Annotated in this window: 23 protein-coding genes; 14 read left to right on the plus strand and 9 right to left on the minus strand. The window is 36.8% G+C overall.

The genetic code is table 11. The features are described from left to right. Nucleotides 1–164: 164 nt before the first annotated feature. The 7 genes from nth to rsxA are packed head-to-tail and all read right to left on the minus strand — an operon-like array spanning nucleotide 165 to nucleotide 6747. Nucleotides 165–806, minus strand: coding sequence for an endonuclease III (nth, locus tag E2R67_RS12075; RefSeq protein ID WP_134291215.1), 642 nt, complete (start codon nucleotides 804–806; stop codon nucleotides 165–167). After that, nucleotides 803–1534 carry an electron transport complex subunit E gene (locus E2R67_RS12080; protein ID WP_134291216.1) on the minus strand — a complete coding sequence of 244 codons (732 nt, stop codon included), beginning with the start codon at nucleotides 1532–1534 and terminating at the stop codon, nucleotides 803–805. The genes nth and E2R67_RS12080 overlap by 4 nt, the downstream gene beginning before the upstream one ends. Beyond that, complete coding sequence (gene rsxG / locus E2R67_RS12085; RefSeq protein ID WP_347876784.1) at nucleotides 1534–2169, minus strand: electron transport complex subunit RsxG; 636 nt, start codon at nucleotides 2167–2169, stop codon at nucleotides 1534–1536. The genes E2R67_RS12080 and rsxG overlap by 1 nt, the downstream gene beginning before the upstream one ends. Beyond that, nucleotides 2169–3221, minus strand: coding sequence for an electron transport complex subunit RsxD (rsxD, locus tag E2R67_RS12090; RefSeq protein WP_134291217.1), 1053 nt, complete (start codon nucleotides 3219–3221; stop codon nucleotides 2169–2171). Before rsxD ends, rsxG begins: the two co-directional genes overlap by 1 nt. Nucleotides 3222–3225: 4 nt before the next feature. Next, complete coding sequence (gene rsxC, locus E2R67_RS12095; protein WP_134291218.1) at nucleotides 3226–5583, minus strand: electron transport complex subunit RsxC; 2358 nt, start codon at nucleotides 5581–5583, stop codon at nucleotides 3226–3228. Between the two features lies 1 nt (nucleotide 5584). After that, nucleotides 5585–6172 (minus strand): electron transport complex subunit RsxB, encoded by a 588-nt coding sequence (gene rsxB, locus E2R67_RS12100; protein WP_134291219.1) that lies wholly within the window; start codon nucleotides 6170–6172, stop codon nucleotides 5585–5587. Further along, complete coding sequence (rsxA, locus tag E2R67_RS12105) at nucleotides 6169–6747, minus strand: electron transport complex subunit RsxA (RefSeq protein WP_134291220.1); 579 nt, start codon at nucleotides 6745–6747, stop codon at nucleotides 6169–6171. The genes rsxB and rsxA overlap by 4 nt, the downstream gene beginning before the upstream one ends. Before the next feature lie 388 nt (nucleotides 6748–7135). On the opposite strand from rsxA, the gene nrdD reads away from it, so the two are divergent. The 13 genes from nrdD (at nucleotide 7136) to clpA (ending at nucleotide 19849) form a co-directional block, all read left to right on the plus strand. Continuing rightward, nucleotides 7136–9253, plus strand: coding sequence for an anaerobic ribonucleoside-triphosphate reductase (gene nrdD, locus E2R67_RS12110; protein WP_134291221.1), 2118 nt, complete (start codon nucleotides 7136–7138; stop codon nucleotides 9251–9253). A gap of 57 nt (nucleotides 9254–9310) precedes the next feature. Next, nucleotides 9311–10261, plus strand: a complete 951-nt coding sequence (locus E2R67_RS12115) for an Abi family protein (RefSeq protein ID WP_134291222.1) — start codon at nucleotides 9311–9313, stop codon at nucleotides 10259–10261. A 301-nt stretch (nucleotides 10262–10562) separates the two neighbouring features. Beyond that, on the plus strand, nucleotides 10563–10946 hold the full coding sequence (locus E2R67_RS12120; protein ID WP_134291223.1) for a hypothetical protein: 384 nt from the start codon (nucleotides 10563–10565) through the stop codon (nucleotides 10944–10946). A 41-nt stretch (nucleotides 10947–10987) separates the two neighbouring features. Beyond that, on the plus strand, nucleotides 10988–11866 hold the full coding sequence (locus E2R67_RS12125; RefSeq protein WP_134291224.1) for a hypothetical protein: 879 nt from the start codon (nucleotides 10988–10990) through the stop codon (nucleotides 11864–11866). Then, nucleotides 11866–12156, plus strand: coding sequence for a hypothetical protein (locus tag E2R67_RS12130; RefSeq protein WP_134291225.1), 291 nt, complete (start codon nucleotides 11866–11868; stop codon nucleotides 12154–12156). The genes E2R67_RS12125 and E2R67_RS12130 overlap by 1 nt, the downstream gene beginning before the upstream one ends. 458 nt (nucleotides 12157–12614) lie before the next feature. Beyond that, nucleotides 12615–13262 carry a LysE family translocator gene (locus E2R67_RS12135; RefSeq protein ID WP_134291226.1) on the plus strand — a complete coding sequence of 216 codons (648 nt, stop codon included), beginning with the start codon at nucleotides 12615–12617 and terminating at the stop codon, nucleotides 13260–13262. A gap of 113 nt (nucleotides 13263–13375) precedes the next feature. Continuing rightward, nucleotides 13376–14110 carry a hypothetical protein gene (locus E2R67_RS12140; RefSeq protein WP_134291227.1) on the plus strand — a complete coding sequence of 245 codons (735 nt, stop codon included), beginning with the start codon at nucleotides 13376–13378 and terminating at the stop codon, nucleotides 14108–14110. 60 nt (nucleotides 14111–14170) lie between these two features. After that, complete coding sequence (locus tag E2R67_RS12145; protein ID WP_134291228.1) at nucleotides 14171–14527, plus strand: metal-binding protein; 357 nt, start codon at nucleotides 14171–14173, stop codon at nucleotides 14525–14527. Between the two features lie 24 nt (nucleotides 14528–14551). Beyond that, nucleotides 14552–15037 carry an anaerobic ribonucleoside-triphosphate reductase-activating protein gene (gene nrdG / locus E2R67_RS12150; RefSeq protein ID WP_134291229.1) on the plus strand — a complete coding sequence of 162 codons (486 nt, stop codon included), beginning with the start codon at nucleotides 14552–14554 and terminating at the stop codon, nucleotides 15035–15037. Beyond that, nucleotides 15027–15620: a DUF6942 family protein gene (locus E2R67_RS12155; protein ID WP_134291230.1), complete on the plus strand. Its 594-nt coding sequence runs from the start codon at nucleotides 15027–15029 to the stop codon at nucleotides 15618–15620. Before nrdG ends, E2R67_RS12155 begins: the two co-directional genes overlap by 11 nt. A gap of 208 nt (nucleotides 15621–15828) precedes the next feature. Further along, on the plus strand, nucleotides 15829–16779 hold the full coding sequence (locus E2R67_RS12160; RefSeq protein ID WP_134291231.1) for a chemotaxis protein CheV: 951 nt from the start codon (nucleotides 15829–15831) through the stop codon (nucleotides 16777–16779). Between the two features lie 402 nt (nucleotides 16780–17181). Beyond that, a complete protein-coding gene (clpS, locus tag E2R67_RS12165) occupies nucleotides 17182–17508 on the plus strand; it encodes an ATP-dependent Clp protease adapter ClpS (protein ID WP_134291232.1) in 327 nt (108 codons plus the stop codon). A 46-nt stretch (nucleotides 17509–17554) separates the two neighbouring features. Beyond that, nucleotides 17555–19849 (plus strand): ATP-dependent Clp protease ATP-binding subunit ClpA, encoded by a 2295-nt coding sequence (gene clpA, locus E2R67_RS12170; RefSeq protein ID WP_134291233.1) that lies wholly within the window; start codon nucleotides 17555–17557, stop codon nucleotides 19847–19849. A gap of 99 nt (nucleotides 19850–19948) precedes the next feature. Here clpA and infA read toward each other — a convergent pair whose 3' ends face one another. Continuing rightward, entirely contained in the window at nucleotides 19949–20167 is a 219-nt protein-coding gene (gene infA / locus E2R67_RS12175) for a translation initiation factor IF-1 (RefSeq protein ID WP_007419779.1), read from the minus strand. Nucleotides 20168–20275: 108 nt separating this feature from the next. Next, on the minus strand, nucleotides 20276–20992 hold the full coding sequence (locus E2R67_RS12180) for an arginyltransferase (RefSeq protein ID WP_134291234.1): 717 nt from the start codon (nucleotides 20990–20992) through the stop codon (nucleotides 20276–20278). 125 nt (nucleotides 20993–21117) lie between these two features. Between E2R67_RS12180 and E2R67_RS12185 the strand changes: the two genes are divergently transcribed. Next, nucleotides 21118–21429 (plus strand): BolA family protein, encoded by a 312-nt coding sequence (locus tag E2R67_RS12185; RefSeq protein ID WP_134291235.1) that lies wholly within the window; start codon nucleotides 21118–21120, stop codon nucleotides 21427–21429. Nucleotides 21430–21501 lie beyond the last annotated feature (72 nt).

Here is a 21501-nt window from a genome sequence, read left to right on the forward strand (position 1 = left end):
TGATGTGCGAGCGAGTGCTTCTGAAAGTTCCATAAAAAAATCCCATGACCTTTTGAGTCATAGGATTTTGATCTTCTTACGTTAAAAATCAACTAATTTTTCTTAACTGATCGGCATTAAGCAATTAGCTCGTTTTTTTATGTTTAAATTCTTACGTATAAGTATTAAGCGTCGTATTCGGTTTTCTCTTTAAACTCACATAAATCTTCAATTAAACATGAGCCACAACGAGGCTTTCTGGCTACACAAGTATAACGACCATGCAATATTAACCAATGATGTACATCTACTTTAAACTCTGCTGGTACCACTTTTAATAGCTTCTGCTCAACGTCATCTACATTTTTCCCCATGGCTAGTTTAGTACGGTTAGAAACTCGGAAAATATGTGTATCAACGGCAATGGTTGGCCAACCAAATGCTGTGTTTAAAACAACATTTGCGGTTTTTCTACCCACTCCCGGTAAAGCAACAAGTGCCTCTCTATTTTCAGGGACTTCACCGCCATGCAAATCAAGGATCATCTTACAAGCTTTAATGACATTTTCAGCTTTGGTGTTGTATAACCCAATGGTTTTAATATAAGTTTTTAAACCTTCAACGCCTAAGTCATAAATTGCTTGTGGTGTATTGGCAACGGGGAATAATTTGTCCGTTGCTTTATTGACACTCACATCGGTTGCTTGTGCTGATAATGTCACTGCTACTAATAATTCAAAAGGGGAGCTAAAATTTAACTCCGTTTCAGGATGCGGATTATCATCTCTTAAACGCGTTAATATTTGGATTCTTTTCTCTTTATTCATTTGCTTGTTATCTTATTATCAATTTGGTTTTTTAGTGCGATGATCAATCCCATTAAAATAAACGCACCTGGCGGAAGGGCTGCCAATAAAAAACTCGTTTCAGAATGATATAGGGTGATGGTCATAAAACTCGCCCAGTCTCCCAACAAGGTTTCAATCCCATCAAATAATGTACCTTGTGCAAGGATTTCTCTTGCTGCGCCTAGTACAACTAATACCGCCGCAAAACCTAATCCCATCATCAAACCATCATAAGCAGAATGTTTTACATTATTCTTTGAAGCAAAAGCTTCAGCACGTCCGATGATCATACAGTTAGTAACAATAAGCGGAATAAAAATACCTAAAGATAAATAAAGCTCATAAGTATAAGCATTCATTAATAATTGAATACAACTTACTAATGACGCAATGATCATCACAAAAATAGGAATACGAATCGCTTTCGCTACATTGTGTCTAATCAAAGAGATAAGTACATTCGATGCCACCACAACAAATAAAGTTGCTAAGCCCAAACCTAATGCATTGGTAACGGTATTGGTGACTGCCAATAAAGGACATAAACCCAATAGCTGAACAATGCCGGGATTATTTTTCCATAAGCCTTGTAAGCTTAACTCTTTGTAAATACTTGCTTCTGTTTGAGTTTTACTCTCTGCTAATTCAGCTTCTGATAACTCATTCTCTGCGATAGTTTCTAGTTCGTTTTCTGTTTGTTTGGTCATTATTGCTCTCCACAATTAGGCTGCGTAGAAAATAATTGCTGTTTATTTTTTTGAAAATAAATCAGTGCATCTTTGACTGAATGTATCACTGCGCGTGGTGTAATGGTGGCCCCTGTAAATGCATCAAAATTACCACCGTCTTTTTTAACATCCCAAATTTTGTCTTGTTCTGCTTGGTAAGTTTTTCCATCAAATGACAAAATCCAATCTGATTTATTCGTTTGTATCTTGTCACCTAAGCCTGGTGTTTCAGTGTGGCTATTAACACGTACTCCAGTAATTTCACCATGACTATCAATGCCTACTAATAATTTGATTTCACCAGAATAACCTTTAAGTGTGCTTGTTTGAATTAAGGCTGCGACTGGTTGATCATTTTTGGTTGCTACGTATACCTGCTTAGGTGTGTTGTTGCCTAAAAGGTTTTCGTCAACAACAAGAAAACAGGTATCAATAATATTGTTGTCATAGCGATCAATGGTAATCAACTCATTGATATTATTTTGTAGCGCGATCTGTTCTTGTTTTAAAATCAAAGGTTTTGTTACTAAATTAATCACCGCAATAGCACCTGTACAAATGACGGCAAATAGACCTAATAACATGGCATTACGGCTGATACTAAGACCCATCATTAGCGATTTCTCCCATAAACTTTCGGTTTACTATAATAATCAATTAATGGCACACACATGTTGGCAAGTAATACCGCAAAAGCGACAGCATCGGGATAGCCTCCTAAATTACGAATAACAATCACTAATAGGGCGCATAGTAAACCATAAACTATACGCCCTTTTACTGTGGTACTTGCAGTAACAGGATCCGTTAAAATGAAGAAAGCGCCAAGCATAGTCGCACCGGAAAACAAATGATAAAGCGGCGATGAATAAATATCAGGATCGCTTGCAAAAGCGAAAAATGAAAACACAGTAATACCGGCAATGAAAGCAACGGGTATATGCCATAAAATAACGCGTAGCTTAAGTAGGAATAGTCCACCTAATAAGAAAGCTAAGTTAACCCACTGACTACCCTGTAAAGAATCAAGGCTAAATAATGGTGTTGTCAGCGTTTCTGAAATAGTGTTACCAGCATGTAAGGCATTACGAATCATCTCTAATGGTGTTGCCATGGTAACACCATCAATAGAGCTTTTAATTTGCGTCACACTGTAACCGTCAATATTGGCTCCGGTTAAAATTAAACTAAAAGCATCGCTAATTTGCAAAGGAAACAGCTGCATTGATTGAATTGGTAACCAAGCTGTCATTTGTACTGGAAACGAAATAAGTAGCACCACATAACCAGCCATTGCAGGATTAAAAATATTTTGACCTAAACCACCGTAAAGGTGCTTAACAATAACAATGGAAAATGTAGTACCAATCACGATCACCCACCATGGGGCGAGAGAGGGGATTGATATTGCTAATAAAATAGCAGTGACAACGGCGCTGTAATCTTTAATGCTGATTAAGATTGGTTTATTACGTAGTTTTAAAAAACAAGCTTCCGTAATAATGGCTGTCGTGACAGCTAACAGTATTTGCACATAAATGGCAAAGCCAAATAAATAGCTGTGTACAAAAACACCTGGTATCAAAGCTAATACCACAAGCATCATGATTTCAGGTGTACGACGTTTAGTACGTTGATGCGGTGAAGAAAAATTAAAAAATGCCATGGTTTTATTGATCCTTCTGTGCCAGTTTCTTGGCTTTTGCTTTAGCAATGACAGCCGCTATTTTGGCTTTTTTATCGTCTACTGGTTCAGCCTCTGTGACTTTTTCTGTATTCGTCTGAACGGCTTTGTCTTGTGCTTCTGCTAATGCTTGTTTATGTAATCGAGCTTGCTCTTTGCGAAGTGCTCTTTGTTTGATCACTTCTGTATTATCAGGCTCAACGACTTCCAACTGCTCTTTTACACTTGCTGCTTTTTTAAGAGTAGATTGTTCAACCGTCTCAGATGTTTCAGTTGAGTTCGTATTGACTGCTGCTAATTTCTTCGCTTTAGCCTTAGCGATTGCTGCCACTGCCGCTTTTTTAGGATCGGACTTTTCAGCAACATCGTTTGTTGCCGTTTCACTGTCAGTTGTTTCTTCCGTTGCCTTCGCTGCGGCTAATTTTTTCGCTTTAGCCTTAGCGATTGCTGCTGCCACTGCCGCTTTTTTAGGATCAGGTTTTTCAGCAACATCGTTTGTTGCCGTTTCACTGTCAGTTGTTTCTTCCGTTGCCTTCGCTGCGGCTAATTTCTTCGCTTTTGCTCTAGCGATTGCTGCAGCCACTGCCGCTTTTTTAGGATCGGATTTTTGAGCAACATCGTTTGTTGCCGTTTCACTGTCAGTTGTTTCTTCCGTCGCCTTCGCTGCGGCTAATTTTTTCGCTTTTGCTCGTGCAATTGCTGCTGCAACTTGTGGGTTTGGCGTGCTCGGTTTTGGCTCTGCAGTTTCTGTATCTACAACACTGCTATTTGCTAGTTTCTTAGCTTTGGCTCTTGCTAATGCAGCAGCAACAAGGTCTTCGCCGTTATTATTTTCTTTCATCTGCTGTTTACGTTTTTTAGCTGCCAATTTATGTTTTAACTGACGTTGTTGTTTTTCTTTCTCTAAACGTAAATCTCTATCTTCATGCCGTTTTCGTGCAATCGCGGCTTTGTGGGCTTCTTCTTTTGCTGTTTTTATTTGTGCTTTGGCAACACGGTAATACTCCACAAGCGGAATATGACTTGGGCAAACATAAGCACAGGCACCGCATTCAATACAGGCGTTTAAATCATAGGCTTCTAACTTTTTATGATCTTCACTTTGTGCGTACCAAAGTAATTGCTGTGGTAATAACTCAACAGGACAAGCTTCAGCACATTCACTGCAGCGAATACAGCTCATTTCAGGCTCAGGCTCTGGTGACTCTTGAATGGTTGGCGCTAAGATACAGTTACAAATTTTAGTGACAGGCGTATTGTTATCGCTCACTGTAAATCCCATCATGGGGCCGCCAATGATCAATTTTTGGCCTTTCCCTTGATGTATTGCATTTAACCAATAAGTATCTAGTAGATGTTGAATTGGCGTACCAATACGTACACTTGCATTGCCTTTTCTTGCAAAGGCTTCACCTGTGATAGTCACAATACGTGAGACTAAAGGTTTTCCATTAATAATGGCTTCTTTAACAGCAAAAGCAGTACCGACATTATTCATAATGATGCCAAGTTCAGAAGAGTGTTTACCAATAGGTGTTTGCTCTCCTGTTAATATTTCCACTAACTGTTTTGCACTGCCTGACGGGTAACGCGTCGGTACAATTTTTAATAAAATCGTTGATCGCTGTTCAGCGGGTAATGCTTGCAAGGATTTAGTAAATGCTTCGATCCCTTCTGGCATATTATCTTCAATGGCAAAAATCGTCATTTTAGGTTTTAAAATATGCTGTAGGATTTGAATGCCTTCAATGATTTCGTCTGCATGCTCTTGAACAAGACGATCATCGGCAGTGATATAAGGCTCACATTCAATAGCATTAATAATTAATAAACGAGTGTCTTGATTAAGTAGCTTTAAGTGAGTCGCAAAACCTGCACCACCTAAACCAATAATACCTGCATCTTGAATCGCGTTAATGAGTGTTGCTGGTTGTTCTTGTTGGTAATCAGTAAAACCTTGGTAAGGATAAATTCTATCTAAACCATCGGTTTCAATCACAATGGACAGCACGGGTAAACCAGAAGGGTGGCAATCTGTTCTTGGCTCAATAGCTGTGACAACACCCGAACTACTTGCATGCTGCACCACAAAAGGCCCGTAAACTTTAGTTAATGGTTGTCCTTTTAAAACCGTATCACCGACTTTTACTAATAGTTCAGGTACATTACCTTTTTGCTCTATACCAATAATAAGGTGATCGGGAATACCCGCATCACAAATTGGAATTTGATTGCTTTGCAGTTTATTTTCAATGGGATAAACGCCACCATGAAAATCCCACATATTGCCGGCTGCAATTTGCTCTAATTTTTCGTCACTTAATAAATGCGATTTTGAATTCATATTACTGCTCCTCGTTGGGTTGAGGGGAAGTGGAGTCTGATGAAATAGTTTTTGTTGGGATCATATCTAAATTCCACTGCCAATTCTGAGGGGTAATTTGAATTGGTAACATATCAATACAATCCGTTGGACAAGGTGCAACACATAATTCGCAACCGGTACATTCATCGGTGATCACGGTATGCATCTGACGAGTCGCACCTAAAATGGCGTCCACAGGGCAAGCTTGAATACACTTAGTACAACCGATACATTCATCTTCACGAATAAAAGCAATTAGCTTAGGTTTTTCTTCACCATCTAATTGTTTGGGTTCAATACCCATGCGTTCAGCAAGTTGCAGCATCACTGCTTCACCACCGGGAGGACATTTATTAATATCATCGCCTTCTGCAATCGCTTTCGCATAAGGTTTACAACCCGGATAACCACATTGACCACATTGAGTCTGCGGTAAAAGCGCATCCAATTCTTCAACAATCGGATCTTCTTTAACTTTAAATTTGATCGACGAATAACCTAGCAAAGCACCGAAAATGAGTGCTAAAACGCCAAGGGTTAAGATCGCAATGAAAATATTCTCGCTCATTTAATTAACCCAGTAAAACCCATAAAGGCAAGTGACATTAAACCTGCTGTGATCATTGCAATAGAGGCGCCTTTAAAAGGGAGTGGCACATCAGAAGCCGCTAAACGTTCTCTTATTGAAGAAAATAAAACCAATACTAACGAGAAACCAACGCCTGCGCCTAAGCCGTAAATAACAGATTGAGCAAAATTATGTTGCTCCGTTAAGTTTAACAGCGCTAAACCAAGAATCGCACAGTTGGTTGTGATCAGAGGTAAAAAGATACCTAGCAAACGATACAAGGTCGGGCTGGTCTTGTGCATCACCATTTCAGTAAACTGTACCACCACGGCAATCACCAAAATAAAACTCAAGGTTTGTAGGTACTCTAGTGCTAACGGCGCTAACAAATACGTATTAACTATGTAAGAAAGTGCTGCTGTTAAGGTTAATACAAAAGTCGTTGCTAGTGACATCCCTACGGCTGTTTCAATTTTATTTGAAACTCCCATAAAAGGACATAAGCCTAGAAACTTAACTAGCACAAAGTTATTAACTAAGACAGTGCCGAAAAATAGTAAAAAATAGTCGCTCATAAATAATAATTCCACTACTTGAGTAGGTGTATTTTCATGTCAGAAAAAGGAACTTATTGTAACAATAAAAGCGCTCAAGTTCAGTGTATAAATGGTATCTATTTTCGAGATTAAGCGATTTTTTAGTTGAATAAATAAACAAATTCGAAATATTTACTTAATGAAGTGTGATTTCTTCAGTAATGATAATTAGTTGTATTTTTAACAAGCGTCGCTTTACCTCTTTTTATAACAAAATTTATTTTATATTTTCTAGCTAGTTTACATTTTTCAGTCACTAATTGAGCACGCTATTGTAAACTTGATTCACATCAATAATCTATATGTTGTGTTCTATATAGTCCTTGCTCACTAGATATTGTGTCTTATAGTGATTTTGGAGTGATGTATGAAACCTGTTGTTATTAAGCGAGATGGAAGCCAAGTTCCTTTTAGTACGTTACGTATTGCAGAGGCGATTTTAAAAGCCTCGGGCGCTGCACGTTGTAAAGGCGTTGATGCATTTGCCATTGCTGAAGAAGTTAAATCCCGCTTAAAAGGACAAGAAGAAGTCGATATTCACCATATTCAAGACGCAGTGGAAGCCTGTTTAATGAAAAGTGGCTATATCGAACTCGCTCGCGTTTACATTGAGTATCGTCATGACCGTGATATCGCGCGAGAACGTAAGAGCCATTTAAACAGTGAAATCGATGGCTTAATAGAGCAAAGTAACGCCTCGCTATTGAATGAAAATGCTAATAAAGATGGCAAAGTGATCCCCACGCAACGCGACTTATTAGCTGGGATCGTTGCTAAACATTACGCAAAATCACACATTTTGCCACGCGATATTGTACGTGCACATGAAAGGGGAGAAATCCATTATCACGATCTAGATTACGCACCATTCTTCCCTATGTTTAACTGTATGCTTATTGATATTAAAGGCATGTTTACCCAAGGTTTTAAAATGGGTAATGCTGAAATTGAAGAGCCAAAATCAATCTCAACAGCAACAGCCGTTACAGCACAAATTATTGCGCAAGTCGCCAGCCATATTTATGGTGGTACAACCATTAATGGTATCGATACCATACTTGCACCTTACGTCACTAAAAGCTTTGATAAACACTTAAAAACCGCGCAAGAGTGGGGCATCAAAGATGCACAAGCTTACGCTAATAAAGAAACTGAAAAAGAATGTTACAACGCATTCCAATCTCTTGAATATGAAGTCAATACCTTACATACAGCAAATGGCCAAACGCCATTTGTTACCTTCGGGTTTGGTTTAGGTACCGATTGGCAAGCGCGTTTAGTACAACAATCTATCCTGAAAAATCGTATCGCCGGACTAGGTAAAAACCGTAAAACCGCTATTTTTCCTAAACTGGTGTTTGCGATTAAAGATGGCTTAAACCATAAACCAGAAGATGCGAATTACGATATCAAACAGCTCGCTTTAAACTGTGCGTCAAAACGCATGTACCCTGATATTTTAAACTACCATAAAGTAGTGGAAGTCACTGGTTCCTTTAAAACCCCAATGGGATGTCGAAGCTTCTTAGACAAATACGAAGAAAACGGAGAATTAGTTCACGATGGCCGAAATAATCTAGGCGTTGTAAGTCTTAACTTACCTCGTATCGCTCTAGAAGCTGACGGTGATGAGGAACGTTTTCAACAATTACTTACACAACGTTTAGCGCTAGCGAAGCGAGCATTAGACACTCGTATCGAACGTTTAAGTGAAGTTAAAGCCAGCGTAGCTCCTATTTTATATATGGAAGGAGCCTGCGGAGTACGTTTAAAAGCTGATGATTGTGTGGCTGATATCTTCAAAAATGGGCGTGCTTCAATTTCATTGGGTTATATCGGCGTGCATGAAACCGTCAACGCATTATATGGCGCAGACGAACATATTTTTGATAATGAAATGAAGCAGCAAAAAGCCTTACAAATTATTGCTCGATTAAAACAAGCAACCCAAGAATGGACAGAGCAAACAGGTTACGCCTTTAGTTTATATTCAACGCCCTCGGAAAACCTATGTGACCGTTTCTGCCGTTTAGATGCAAAACAGTTTGGCGTATTGGAAGGCGTGACAGACAAGGGGTATTACACCAACTCTTTCCATTTAGATGTTGAGAAAGCGGTAAACCCTTACGACAAGTTAGATTTTGAAATGGCGTATCCACCTATCGCCAGTGGTGGCTTTATTTGTTACGGCGAATATCCAAACATGCAACACAACTTAAAAGCGTTGGAAGATGTGTGGGATTACAGTTACACCCGCGTTCCTTATTACGGCACCAACACGCCGATTGATGAATGTTATGAATGTGGTTTTACTGGGGAATTTGATTGTACGAGTAAAGGGTTTGTGTGTCCGAGTTGTGGGAATTCAGATCCAGATAAGGTGGCGGTAACACGACGTGTTTGTGGGTATTTGGGGAGTCCAGATGCGAGGCCGTTTAACGAAGGGAAACAAGAGGAAGTGAAACGCAGGGTTAAGCATTTGTAGTCTATAATTATTTTATTTAAAGTCGCCCTGTAAACCAATACAAGGACTTAAGTAATTATGCTCTATGATAAACCATGGTCTTCATGTGAGGATATGATTGTTAGGTTGCGTGCTCGCGGCTTAATAATCGTTGATGATGAAAAAGCGACTTCTTACCTTTCACGTATTGGTTATTACCGTTTAAGTGGTTATTGGTATTCATTTCGACAGTTAAAAGAAAAAGAGAGAATAGATCAATTTATTGCTGGTGCAACTTTTGAGCAAGCTGTTCAATTGTATGTTTTTGATAAAAAATTACGCCTGTTAGTTATGGATGCTTTAGAGCGTATCGAAATAGCTTTTAGAGTTGAAATTGCTAATTTGCTTGGTAAAAAAGATCCCTTTGCTTATCGTAATCCTGATTTATTTCATGACAAATTTGTTAATGCTCGCTCAGGTATTAGCCACAAAAGTTGGCTTACTAAACAGGAGGGTTTAATTCATCGTTCTAGAGAAAAATTTATAGATCATAATAAGAAAAAATACGGTTTATCTCTTCCTATATGGATAACATGTGAAGTTTGGGATTTTGGTTCATTATCTATCTTGTATGGTGGAATGGAAGAAAAAGATCAAGATGCAATTGCGAATAAGTTTGGGTTAAGCAATGGTCGCGTGTTGGCTACTTGGTTAAGATCTTTAAACTATATTCGCAATTTGTGCGCTCATCATAGTCGCCTTTGGAATCGAAATATTGTTGAAATACCAAGACTTCCTTCTAAAAATGAAGTGCCTTGGGTAGCGTCTTTTATTAAAGATCAAAGGTTAAAGTCACGCCCTTTTTTATTACTTTGTATTACTAAACATTTAATGGATTCAATCAACCCATCGTCAACGTGGTGGTCAAGGCTTAGTAATTTGATGCTGACAGAAATGCCAGATTTAAGAGATATTGGACTTGATTTAAAAAGTATGGGAGTGACTGAGAATTGGACACAATTATTTAGCTTAGAGGGTAATAAATCGTAGGCAATAAAAAACCCCTAAGCAGTTCATTAAAAATAAAACCGATAGGGGTCGTGTTGCTAAGAACTTTAATTCAGTTGGTTTAGATAAGCAACTTTTTTTTGCTTTTTTGAGTGGGTACAATGAATATTTTTTGCAAAGTATCTTGATTAAAAATGGTTCGTCTGCGCTCATTGTGGCAGTTTGGTGTTTATTAACTTGGTGTTTCGCCTTCGTAACGGTTTGACTATTAACTATTAATTAATTCCAATATAGATTTTAAATATATTTATTTTTTAAAAGTATTGTTTGTGAAGTATTTTGATTGAAAATGGTTCGTCTACGCTCATCGATGCTGTTTGATATTTCATTGCTTGGTGTTTCGCCCTGTCGGCGACTTTACTTTTTCTTGGTCAGAAGAAACTTTTTACCCACAACAGGCAAAAAGACTGACACCGAATCGCTTTCTGATCCAAATGATGAAGAACTTTCTAAACGCACCAGTTCATACGACGTCCATGTGCCGGATGAACTTACAGCAAACGTCCTGTTTGCTGTTGCTGAAAATTATCCATCATTTGGGAAAGCTCAACGGTGGCGTTGTCGTAGCGGGAGTGAGTTAGGCTTTATTATTTTTATTATGATATGTCTTTTATGTTTTTTCTTTGATTTAATGGTTCATTGCATTACTGTGAAATTTATTTCTTAAATTAAAATACGTCCACTTTTCATTATAAAAATGGAGCCTTAATGAGTTTTACTAAATCAAATAACCCGACAGTTGATAACTTAATAAATGCTTATAATGCATTTGATATATTAGGATTAATGAATGATGATCTTAGGAAAGACTCTGCATTAATAAATGTTGTAAAAAAATTTAACTCTACATTTAAAGGTGACGCTTGGGTATTAAATAACTATTTACCCTTTGATACGTGCAAGGATGCTTTATTATTAGCCGAAAAAGGGGATTTAGATAAGGCAAACCTTACTCTGATAAAAGGAGTCACTAAAGGAATTGAGTTATTCATGTTGCATTTACCTAGTGCAGAAGAGTTCAATGATAGGAGTGCTATTTTAGAAAATGCCCATGACTTATATTTACAAAATAATCACACAGCGGCTATTCCTCTCTTGTTAATTGCTATGGATGGTATATCAAACGATATAGCAAACTTAGGTCTATTTGCGCAAAACTCTGATCTTAAGGTATGGGATTCTATTACCCAATACGAAGAAACATTTACTTATATCCAAGAAAATTTTCTAACTAAAAGCCGTACTAAAACAAACTTAGAAGAGATCTATTTACCGTATCGTAATGGTATTTTACATGGTCGAGATGTTAATTTTTCAAATTCACATGTTTCCGCAAAATGCTGGAACATATTATTTACATTACGAACTTGGTACATTGATCAAAAAAATGAATTATATAAGAAAAAACAACTTGAAAATCAATCAGATCAAAAAAATAAAAATGAAATATTTGAACATTACTTAACAGCTTTTAAAGAACGTTCCAATGAAGCTAATTTCACCGATGATTTTGGAGTTATTAACGTAACTACAAAATTTTTTGATAGTTTTGGAAACAAAAAAGGTGGGGAGAAATTGTCCCACTAATGTATCACCTAGATGGCAAACATAAAGGTAAGGCTGCTGGTGAAGTGAAGGAAACGTACTTAAAATATGAGTTAATTGACTATAAAATTGTAAATTTTACGAATGAAAATTCGAGTAGTGCTTGTGTGCAATCTGTTTTGAGTATTTTAATTGATGGCGAAATAAAAGAGTTTCCTGTTAATTTAAGAGTTAATTATTCTTCTGATGAGCTCTCCCCATTACCGATAGGTCACCCTGAAGGAAAATGGGGTATTATTGAAAATTCTTTGTCTGCTATTCTATTTCGGTAAACATGGAAGATTTATAAAGAAGAGTCTTTGATAGTTATTCGTTGAATTTAACAATATCAGTAATGAATTAAAGGTTTGATGCTCAACACGGCTACGATAATTCCCCGTGGAGTTTTTCTGAATCAATCACTGCCTTTAGCAAGCTAAGGCATGGAGCGATTTATGCGACAGCATAGTTTCATGAGCGGGCTAAGCTCTGCGAGCCCTTCACCCGTTGCTAGCGAACTTTGCGGCATGGACGCCGCGTATGAGCGGTGCGTTAAGAAGGTAGTTATTTATTCAGATTAAAAAACGGTTCGGGGTCAGTCTTTTTCCATGTTGTGGGTAAAAAGTATTCTTCTGATAAGAAAAACTAGAGTCGCCGACAGGGCGAAAACACTGTTACTAAATATCAAGCTGCCTCGATGAGCGAAGACGAATTGTAATATAATAAATTTAAAAACTTAAAAGGAAAAAATATGGATTGGGCTCTCTTTAGTATCTTCATCACCGTTGCCATTGCACATTTTCTAGCGCTATTAAGCCCTGGGCCTGATTTTGTGCTGGTGGTTAAAAGTGCAATTAATAATGGACCTAAAAAATCAATTGGGGTTGCTGGAGGTATTGCTAGTGCCAATGCACTTTATATTACGCTTTGTCTAATTGGTGTGGGATCTTTATTGGCGACATCAGTGATGATCATGATTGCGTTAAAAATAGCGGGTGGTTTATTTCTGATTTATTTAGCGGTAATAGCTTTGCTTGCTAAGAAAGAAGATTATCAAAGTATTACAGCTACAGAGGTGGCAACTGGAAAAGAAACAACCTTTATCAAAGAATTCTTTACTGGCTTTATGTCTGGGATGTTGAATCCTAAAAATCTTTTATTCTACTTAAGTTTATTCACTGTGGTATTAACAAACGATGTGAGTTTAGGTTTTAAAATCGCATTGGGCATTTGGATGACGTCAGTTGTGTTTCTATGGGATCTATCAGTTATTTATGTTTTATCTCGTGAAAAAGTTCGCCGTAAATTTTCTAAATTAGCGTATTACATTGATAAATGTACTGGCGTTATCTTAGGTTTGATTGGTTTCACCATAGTAAAGTCCGCATTTAGTAAATAAAGTCTATTTTTGCTTTATATAAAGTTTATCGCATTAATAGAGCAGCCAAAGTGCCAATGATAAGCAATGTCTAAACTGGTCATGGCTAGTCAAAATAGTAATCAGGAAATAAAATGTATCAAACAATCAAATCAAACTATAAAGCTCTCGTAGTATCTTTGTTGTTAATTCCTATTGGTCAACTGTTTGCTTCTGAGACGAACCCCTACTTTAACGGAAAAAATCAATCAGATGCTTTTTTTGATAAGACGTTAGTTTTAACATCTGCAAGTGACTTCCAAAACGTGTTAACTAAAAAGTGGGATTACCCTGCGGAGCTTAAACATGAGACTTTGGGTAAGAAATCCGTTGCTAGCTGCCAACAGCTTCAAGCTTCCATTGCACAGGGATATAACGCAGCTCAACTTTACGAATATGCTTTGATCGCCGCGTTATCCAGCATTTGTTCAATGTGGGAACTACAAGGGCATTTTAAACCTTATAGTCAATACTATATTGACGCGTTTAAATTAGATAAAAGCTTTGCAAGTCAAGCGCCTGCACAATTTGGATTGGTGATTTCAAATGATGACGAAAGAAAAATGCAAACCGCATCTAATTGGGCGGACTTTAGTAAAATAAAAAAAGTGAATATGATATCTAACACTCAATCTATTTATTACGATTATTCTGGCAGTATTCAGCGTTTAAACCTTATGGCAAAGGGCGATTACAATAACGATGGCATAGAAGATTGGTTGTTGCTTGTTGAAAATAGTGTTGAAGGGGGAAGTTACTCTTCTACCAAAGTGTATGTTGTTACGCGAATATCAGCGGATGCTAATATCACACTACTTAAAATGCTTTAAAATGAGTTGTTGGTACATTAAAGGCTAACGGTATGTATTAGCTTATATGGAAAAGTTGTTATGTGTGACTGTAATGAACAAGAAAATGTAATTGATATTACAAATAACCATAAAGCTTTTCAAAATGGACTTATTGCATTAGATTTCGGTAATTGGGAAAAGTTAATGGAATGCTCTGAATGTGGTCAATTATGGAAAGTAAGTGAGTTTGAAAAATATCAAACACTATATGCTGTTAAAGTACCCGATTTAAATGACTGGGAAGATGTCGGCGACGCTTTAATAAAAGAAAAAATAGTACAAGATCGCGGTGGAATAACAGAGCAAGAGTGTATGTTTTCTGGCTGTGAACATAAACAAGTTAAAGATAGTGCCTACTGTATTGATCACCTTTATGAAACTGGCACTGGTCATTAACAAACTAATTATTAAGTCTTACTTATGAACTATTCAAAATATTACCCAATTGATGTCCTCAACGGCGAAGGGACACGTTGTACTTTATTCGTTTCTGGTTGCATTCATAACTGCAAGGGTTGCTACAACCAATCTACTTGGTCGCCGAGTGCGGGGGAGTTGTTTACTGATGCGCTTGCTGATCAAATTATTCAAGATCTTAATGATCAACGTATTAAAAAACAGGGGTTAACCTTGTCCGGTGGCGATCCGTTGCATCCTGCTAATGTGGCTGAAGTATTGAAATTAGTGAAGCGCGTTAAAAGCGAATGTGTTGATAAAGATATTTGGGTGTGGACGGGGTATTTATTGACTGAGTTGAATAATGAACAACAACAGATTGTTGATTTAATTGATGTGTTGATTGATGGTAAATTTGAACAAGCACTGGCTGATCCGGGGTTAGCTTGGCGAGGTAGTTCTAACCAAGTGATTCATTATTTCAATCATGGGGCTGTGGATGCGGGATAAACAAACAGTCCAACCTGCAATAAACCCTATTGGATTTGGCGATAGGCCATTCACAATTGCTGTTTATATCGCGAATCAACCTAACCTGCCAGAATACCAGTCATTAAATCAATTAACTTGCTTACAACAAGGTGAAATAACTCGCATTGGTCAAACTTGCGGTAACGGTTGGCGTAAAGTATTTAATGTTTATGCTAAGCTTTTGTATGCATTAGATAAAAAGCATTTTTCTTTTTCTAAATTAGCACCAACTTGGCAGCAATATCGCGACCAATATTTGTTGCAAGCGGGGAGTGGCACTGCACTTATTTTCAGTTCGCCAAATTTTAGTCTATTATCAAATGATGTTGAGGTTAAAACCTTGCATATTATTTGTGGTAGAACCTATGCTAAACAATTAGTTAACCTTGGGCTTGAGGTGCAATTGACTTGGTTAGACGAAGAGTTTGCTATTGATGTTGTAAAGGCTGTGATTGTTTGCCCTTATTTTGATTATAGGCAATTGTCTAACCATAAAATAAAACGTTTATCGGTTATGTTAACGGGAGTTTTAATGGGAAAAATTTCGGATTTAAATGAGTAATGCTTTGTATGATCCTATTATTTAAGCGAAATTTGTTTAAAAATAGGGTAGATTAGATTAAATTAAATTTTGTGTATTTTGTGTATTTTGTGTATTTTGTGCGTCTTTCTCAAACTTTCGATATTTTATTGAAAGCATTTTTATATTTTCTGTAAAGCGAGCTAGACTTACCATTCTTATAGTTTTTAAAGTTTAAAGGGATATCAATATGGCTAATTTAATGGATACGATTGATCAGCGTACTAATCTAGTTGGTGAGAACCGATTAGAATTATTACTCTTTCATCTATCTGGGCGCCAGCTTTTTGCACTTAATGTATTTAAAGTGAAGGAAGTAGTTAAATTGCCAAAACTTGCTAAGTTACCTAATTCTCATTTTAATATTGATGGTGTAGCAACGATTCGTGGTGAATCTATCCCTGTGATTAACTTAAAAGCCGCTATCGGTATGCAAGCGTTAGTACCTGATGAAGAATCTAACCTGATTATTACTGAATATAACCGTACGGTTCAGGGCTTTTTAGTGGGTAAGGTTGATCATATTGTTAATATGACTTGGGGTGAAATTATGGAGCCGCCAGCAACGGTAGGCCGCCATCATTATTTAACTGCTATTACTAAACTGAAGAGAAAGGGCGATGAAGAAGAGTTAATTGAAATCATTGACGTTGAAAAAGTATTGGCTGAAATTTTAGATTATAAAATTGAAATCTCAGAAGGTATTGTTGATGAAGAAATTAAAGCAGAATTTGTAGGCCGAAAAATTCTTCATGCCGATGATTCCTCAACCGCAAGAAATCAAGTAGCAAGAACATTAGAGCAACTTGGCGTAGAGATCATTCCTGCTAAAAACGGGCTCGAAGCTTTAAATATGCTTAAGAATTGGATCAATGAAGGTAAAAATGTAAAAGACGAGATCCTAATGTTGATCACCGATGCAGAAATGCCGCAAATGGATGGGTATAAGTTAACAGAGCAAATTCGCTCAGATCCTAAAATGTCTGATTTATTTGTTGTGTTAAATACTTCACTAAGTGGTGATTTTAATAAAGCCATGGTTAAGAAAGTAGGTTGCGATGATTTCTTATCTAAATTCCAACCTGATGCATTAGTAGAAGTGGTACAAAATCGTTTAAAAATGAAATTAGAAGAACAATAAAATTTAATTTTTTAAATTAAAACGATTATGTCAATCTATTCAGAAACCCTTTAATTAGGGTTTTTTACTCTTTAAAATTGAGCTTTTAATTAATCTAACCCCGATAACGTTTAATTATTAATCAAAATTATTATCACTTCACAGCATTTTTGCTTTTTACTCTCAGAATATTGCACATTTCAAGCTTAGGCTTTACTCTTATATTTATAGGAATTGAAATAATACCGATCTAAGTTTTAATTCAATTCGTATATTGATAGTACTTTGCTTTTGTGAATTGTTCTGAGAAAGTACTTATCTTGATTTATCTATTAGCACTGTTGATGTCAGTGGCTTTTATTATCAGTACTAAACTTTGAGAGGGATAATACCCAATCAAGTAAATGAAGATTAAATTAAAAAATGAGTGATCGTAATCCCCCACAATCAGAAAATGAGTCGACTACCATCGAGTCACAAGAAACAGAGATAGTGCCGCCGTCATTGTATAATGTACTGTTACACAATGATGATTATTCACCCATGGATTTTGTTATTGATGTATTACAACGTTTTTTCCGATTAGATAGTGAAGCCGCTACGGAAGTGATGTTAAATGTGCACTATAAAGGTATCGGAGTTTGCGGTACATTTACTGCTGAAGTTGCTGAAACAAAAGTAATGCAGGTAACTAATTACGCTAAAGAAAATGAACATCCCTTGAAATGTTCGATGGAAAAAGAGAGTTAGCCATCGCATTGTTGTATTTATAATCTCGTTCTCCTAAGGAGTCTCTATGCTTGATAAATCTTTAGAAAATAGTCTCGATTTAGCTTTCCGTATCGCTTATGAAAAATCTCATGAATTTATGACGCTGGAGCATTTGTTATTAGCTTTATTAGAGCATGAAGACATTAAAAAAATATTAGCCGCTTGCTCTGTTGATGTGGTGTCTTTGCATATTGAGTTAAGTGAATTTTTAAATTCTTATCCCCATGTTCCTGAAATCAAAACCCAAGCTTTAGATATTCAACCAACTATTGCTTTTGAACGTGTATTGCAACGCGCTATTTTCCATGTGCAATCTTCGGGTAATACTGAAGTCGGCGCTTCTAATGTGCTGGTGGCTATTTTTAGCGAACAAGAATCACAAGCCGTTTATTTCCTTAAAAAATCACATTTGTCGCGTTTAGATGTGGTGAACTACCTTTCTCATGGTGTTGAGAAACATTCTGACAGTATTTCATTTGAACAAATCGAAGATCATTCTCATGCTGAAGATGCTCAAGAGAGTGACGAAATGCCTTTCACTATCAATTTAAATGATCAAGTACAGGCTGGTTTTATTGATCCTTTAATTGGGCGTGAAAAAGAACTTGAACGTTGTGTTCAAATTCTATGTCGTCGCCGTAAAAACAATCCATTGTTAGTGGGTGAGTCTGGCGTTGGTAAAACGGCTATCGCGGAAGGCTTGGCATATCGTATCGTTAATGAAGATGTGCCTGAAGTGATTGCTGATAATATTATTTATTCATTAGATATGGGCGCTCTATTAGCGGGTACAAAATACCGTGGTGAATTTGAGCAACGTTTTAAAACGGTGTTGAATAAACTTCAAGAGCAAGAAAATGCGGTGTTGTTTATTGATGAAATTCATACCATTATCGGCGCTGGTGCTGCGACAGGTGGGCAGTTAGATGCAGCTAATTTATTAAAACCATTATTAACGGGTGGTAAATTACGTTGTATTGGTTCAACAACCTACAAAGAGTTTGCGCAAATATTTGAAAAAGAACATGCATTAGCACGTCGTTTCCAAAAAATTGATGTGCTTGAGCCATCAGTTCAAGAAACAGGGCAAATTCTATTGGGCTTACGTTCTCGTTATGAAGAGCATCATAATATTCGTTACACCAATAAAGCGTTAATTGCAGCTGCAGAGTTAAGTGCTAAATATATCAATGATCGTCATCTGCCAGATAAAGCCATTGATGTGATTGATGAAGCGGGATCGCAAATGCGTTTGTTACCTGTGAGTAAACGTAAAAAAACAATCGGTGTAACTGATATTGAAAACATTATTGCTAAGATTGCACGTATTCCACAAAAATCAGTTTCAAGCTCAGATAAAGAAGCGCTTGGTAAATTACATCAACGTTTAAAAATGACTGTTTTTGGTCAAGATACAGCTATCGATGCGTTAACCGATGCGATTCATTTAAATCGCTCTGGTTTATCCGATGAAAGTAAACCTGTCGGCTCTTTCTTATTTGCTGGCCCAACGGGGGTTGGTAAAACAGAGGTAACACAACAGTTAGCAAAAGCCTTAGGTATTGAGTTATTACGTTTTGATATGTCTGAATACATGGAAAAACATACTGTGTCTCGCTTAATCGGTGCTCCTCCTGGTTATGTTGGTTATGAGCAAGCAGGCTTATTAACTGATGCGGTAGTAAAAAATCCTTATGCTGTTGTGTTGTTAGATGAAATAGAAAAAGCGCATTCAGATGTGTACAACATTTTATTACAAGTGATGGACCATGCGACGTTAACTGATAGTAATGGCCGTAAAGTCGATTTCAGAAATGTGATTCTTGTGATGACAACAAATGCGGGTGTACAAGAAACGGTTAAACAAAGTATTGGTTTTAAAGAGCAGAAAGAGGGCGCTAAAGCCATGGATGAGATTAATAAAATTTTCTCTCCTGAGTTTAGAAACCGCTTAGATAATATTATTTGGTTTAATCATTTAGATCTTAAAGTGGTTAGCCAAGTGGTTGATAAGTTTATTGTTCAATTACAAGTTCAGTTAGATAAGAAACAAGTTTCTTTAGAAGTCGATAATAAAGCGCGTGATTGGTTATCTGAAAATGGTTATGACAAAGCGATGGGTGCTCGCCCAATGGGACGTTTGATCCAAGATAAACTGAAAAAACCATTAGCGAATGAAATCTTATTTGGTTGCCTACAAAATGGTGGGGTAGTTCATGTTAAGTTGAACAAAAAAGGCGATGAGATTGAATTTAAATATATGGATAATGACGGAAAAGATAACAAGAAGAATGAAAAGAAACTAGAAATGAGTAATTAGTTTTTACTAATGCCGATGGCATTAAATTTTAAATTTAAAAAAACCAGCATTAAGCTGGTTTTTTTATGACTTGATTAAAGTCAGGTAGTTTCCGGCGAATTAACGAGCTCGGAATACAATACGACCTTTTGATAAATCGTAAGGTGTAAGCTGAACTGTCACTTTATCGCCAGTTAGAATACGGATGTAGTTTTTACGCATTTTTCCTGAGATATGTGCAGTAACAACGTGACCGTTTTCTAATTCCACACGGAACATTGTATTAGGCAGTGTATCTAAGATAGTGCCTTGCATTTCAATACTGTCTTCTTTTGCCATTGGCGATGGATCCTTTGTATAGGTAAGTAGTGCTAATTTCTATCGGCGCATAATGCCAGAATTATCCTGACTGGTAAAGGATTGTTGTTTATTTATTGGACTGAATTTCTAATCAAAGGTCACCCATTGCTGGTTTATAAAGCGCTGATGTGGATTAAATTGGTTTTTATAATTCATTTTTTGGCAGTTATGAATGTAATAACCAAGATATAAAAAGGTAATATTTTGTTCTTTCGCGAGTTTTAATTGCTGCAAAACGGCATATTTACCTAATGAATGAATTGTATAGTCGGGATCATAAAAACAATAAAATGCACTCCATCCAATACTTGTTGCATTTTCTAATTGGTCTGTGACACTCACTGCAATTAACTTTTCTTCGTCATAGATCTCAATAAATTGAACATTTCCCCAAGCGCATGCCATAAAAGATTCAAATTGGTCTAAACTTGCAGGGTACATAACACCATCACGGTGAACTTTATTAATGTAACGTTCGTATAATTGAAAGTAATTGGATTTAATTTGGTTTGATTGCTTAACGTTAAAATGTTTGTTTTTGTTTAATAAACGCTTTTGGCTTTTGGATAGTACAAACTCTGCCGGCGAGATACGCAAGGACTCACAGGCGTTACAGTTTGGACAGTGAGGACGGTACACTTGGTCGCCACTGCGCCTAAATCCTATTGCCATTAATGAAAGGTAATGTTGGGGAGCATGAACTTCTGGATCAATAAGCATGATCAATTGTTCTTCTTGTTCATCTAAATAAGAACAAGGAAATGTGCCAGTAAGGCCTACACTAAGATCAGATGGTTCAGACACGGATTGTTTTTCACCTTTATAGTATTAAAGTGCTAATAGTTATTTACGTTAAAAGAGTCTATCGCATTATACTTGCCTTTGTTATTGTAAGGAAAATTTTCCACAATACTATTTTCTGAGGTTATATGATCGTCCAAAACACAATACAAGATAAATTGAATGCTCGCTTTAAAACGGATTATTTAAGTGTTGAAAATGAGAGCCACAACCACTCGGTTCCGGCTAACTCTGAGACTCATTTTAAAGTCACTATCGTATGTGAAGAATTTGAAGGTGTACGTTTAATTATGCGTCATCGTTTAGTTAATGAAGTGTTAGCTGAAGAATTAGCGGGTCCTGTTCATGCGTTAGCAATGCATACTTATACGCCTGTACAGTGGGCGGAAAAAAATAATATATCACCTGATTCAGCACAATGTATGGGTGGCAGTAAATAATTGAAAAACCACAAAAATACTTTGGTCTATAACGAATAATATTAAAGTATTGAAAAAATCAATTCGAGCATT

The sequence above is a fragment of the Psychromonas algicola genome, from assembly GCF_004378355.1.
In the GTDB taxonomy this organism is placed as follows: domain Bacteria; phylum Pseudomonadota; class Gammaproteobacteria; order Enterobacterales; family Psychromonadaceae; genus Psychromonas.

Bases quoted from the DNA above. Each gene is read 5' to 3' on its own strand.
- rsxD (WP_134291217.1), bottom strand. From the start codon at position 3,221: ATGGCATTTTTTAATTTTTCTTCACCGCATCAACGTACTAAACGTCGT.
- nth (WP_134291215.1), bottom strand. From the start codon at position 806: ATGAATAAAGAGAAAAGAATCCAAATATTAACGCGTTTAAGAGATGAT.
- nrdG (WP_134291229.1), top strand. From the start codon at position 14,552: ATGAACTATTCAAAATATTACCCAATTGATGTCCTCAACGGCGAAGGG.
- E2R67_RS12160 (WP_134291231.1), top strand. From the start codon at position 15,829: ATGGCTAATTTAATGGATACGATTGATCAGCGTACTAATCTAGTTGGT.
- clpA (WP_134291233.1), top strand. From the start codon at position 17,555: ATGCTTGATAAATCTTTAGAAAATAGTCTCGATTTAGCTTTCCGTATC.
- E2R67_RS12135 (WP_134291226.1), top strand. From the start codon at position 12,615: ATGGATTGGGCTCTCTTTAGTATCTTCATCACCGTTGCCATTGCACAT.
- rsxG (WP_347876784.1), bottom strand. From the start codon at position 2,169: ATGATGGGTCTTAGTATCAGCCGTAATGCCATGTTATTAGGTCTATTT.
- E2R67_RS12115 (WP_134291222.1), top strand. From the start codon at position 9,311: ATGCTCTATGATAAACCATGGTCTTCATGTGAGGATATGATTGTTAGG.
- E2R67_RS12080 (WP_134291216.1), bottom strand. From the start codon at position 1,534: ATGACCAAACAAACAGAAAACGAACTAGAAACTATCGCAGAGAATGAG.
- E2R67_RS12140 (WP_134291227.1), top strand. From the start codon at position 13,376: ATGTATCAAACAATCAAATCAAACTATAAAGCTCTCGTAGTATCTTTG.
- E2R67_RS12145 (WP_134291228.1), top strand. From the start codon at position 14,171: ATGTGTGACTGTAATGAACAAGAAAATGTAATTGATATTACAAATAAC.
- E2R67_RS12130 (WP_134291225.1), top strand. From the start codon at position 11,866: ATGTATCACCTAGATGGCAAACATAAAGGTAAGGCTGCTGGTGAAGTG.
- rsxA (WP_134291220.1), bottom strand. From the start codon at position 6,747: ATGAGCGACTATTTTTTACTATTTTTCGGCACTGTCTTAGTTAATAAC.
- E2R67_RS12125 (WP_134291224.1), top strand. From the start codon at position 10,988: ATGAGTTTTACTAAATCAAATAACCCGACAGTTGATAACTTAATAAAT.
- E2R67_RS12155 (WP_134291230.1), top strand. From the start codon at position 15,027: ATGCGGGATAAACAAACAGTCCAACCTGCAATAAACCCTATTGGATTT.
- infA (WP_007419779.1), bottom strand. From the start codon at position 20,167: ATGGCAAAAGAAGACAGTATTGAAATGCAAGGCACTATCTTAGATACA.
- rsxC (WP_134291218.1), bottom strand. From the start codon at position 5,583: ATGAATTCAAAATCGCATTTATTAAGTGACGAAAAATTAGAGCAAATT.
- E2R67_RS12185 (WP_134291235.1), top strand. From the start codon at position 21,118: ATGATCGTCCAAAACACAATACAAGATAAATTGAATGCTCGCTTTAAA.
- nrdD (WP_134291221.1), top strand. From the start codon at position 7,136: ATGAAACCTGTTGTTATTAAGCGAGATGGAAGCCAAGTTCCTTTTAGT.
- clpS (WP_134291232.1), top strand. From the start codon at position 17,182: ATGAGTGATCGTAATCCCCCACAATCAGAAAATGAGTCGACTACCATC.
- rsxB (WP_134291219.1), bottom strand. From the start codon at position 6,172: ATGAGCGAGAATATTTTCATTGCGATCTTAACCCTTGGCGTTTTAGCA.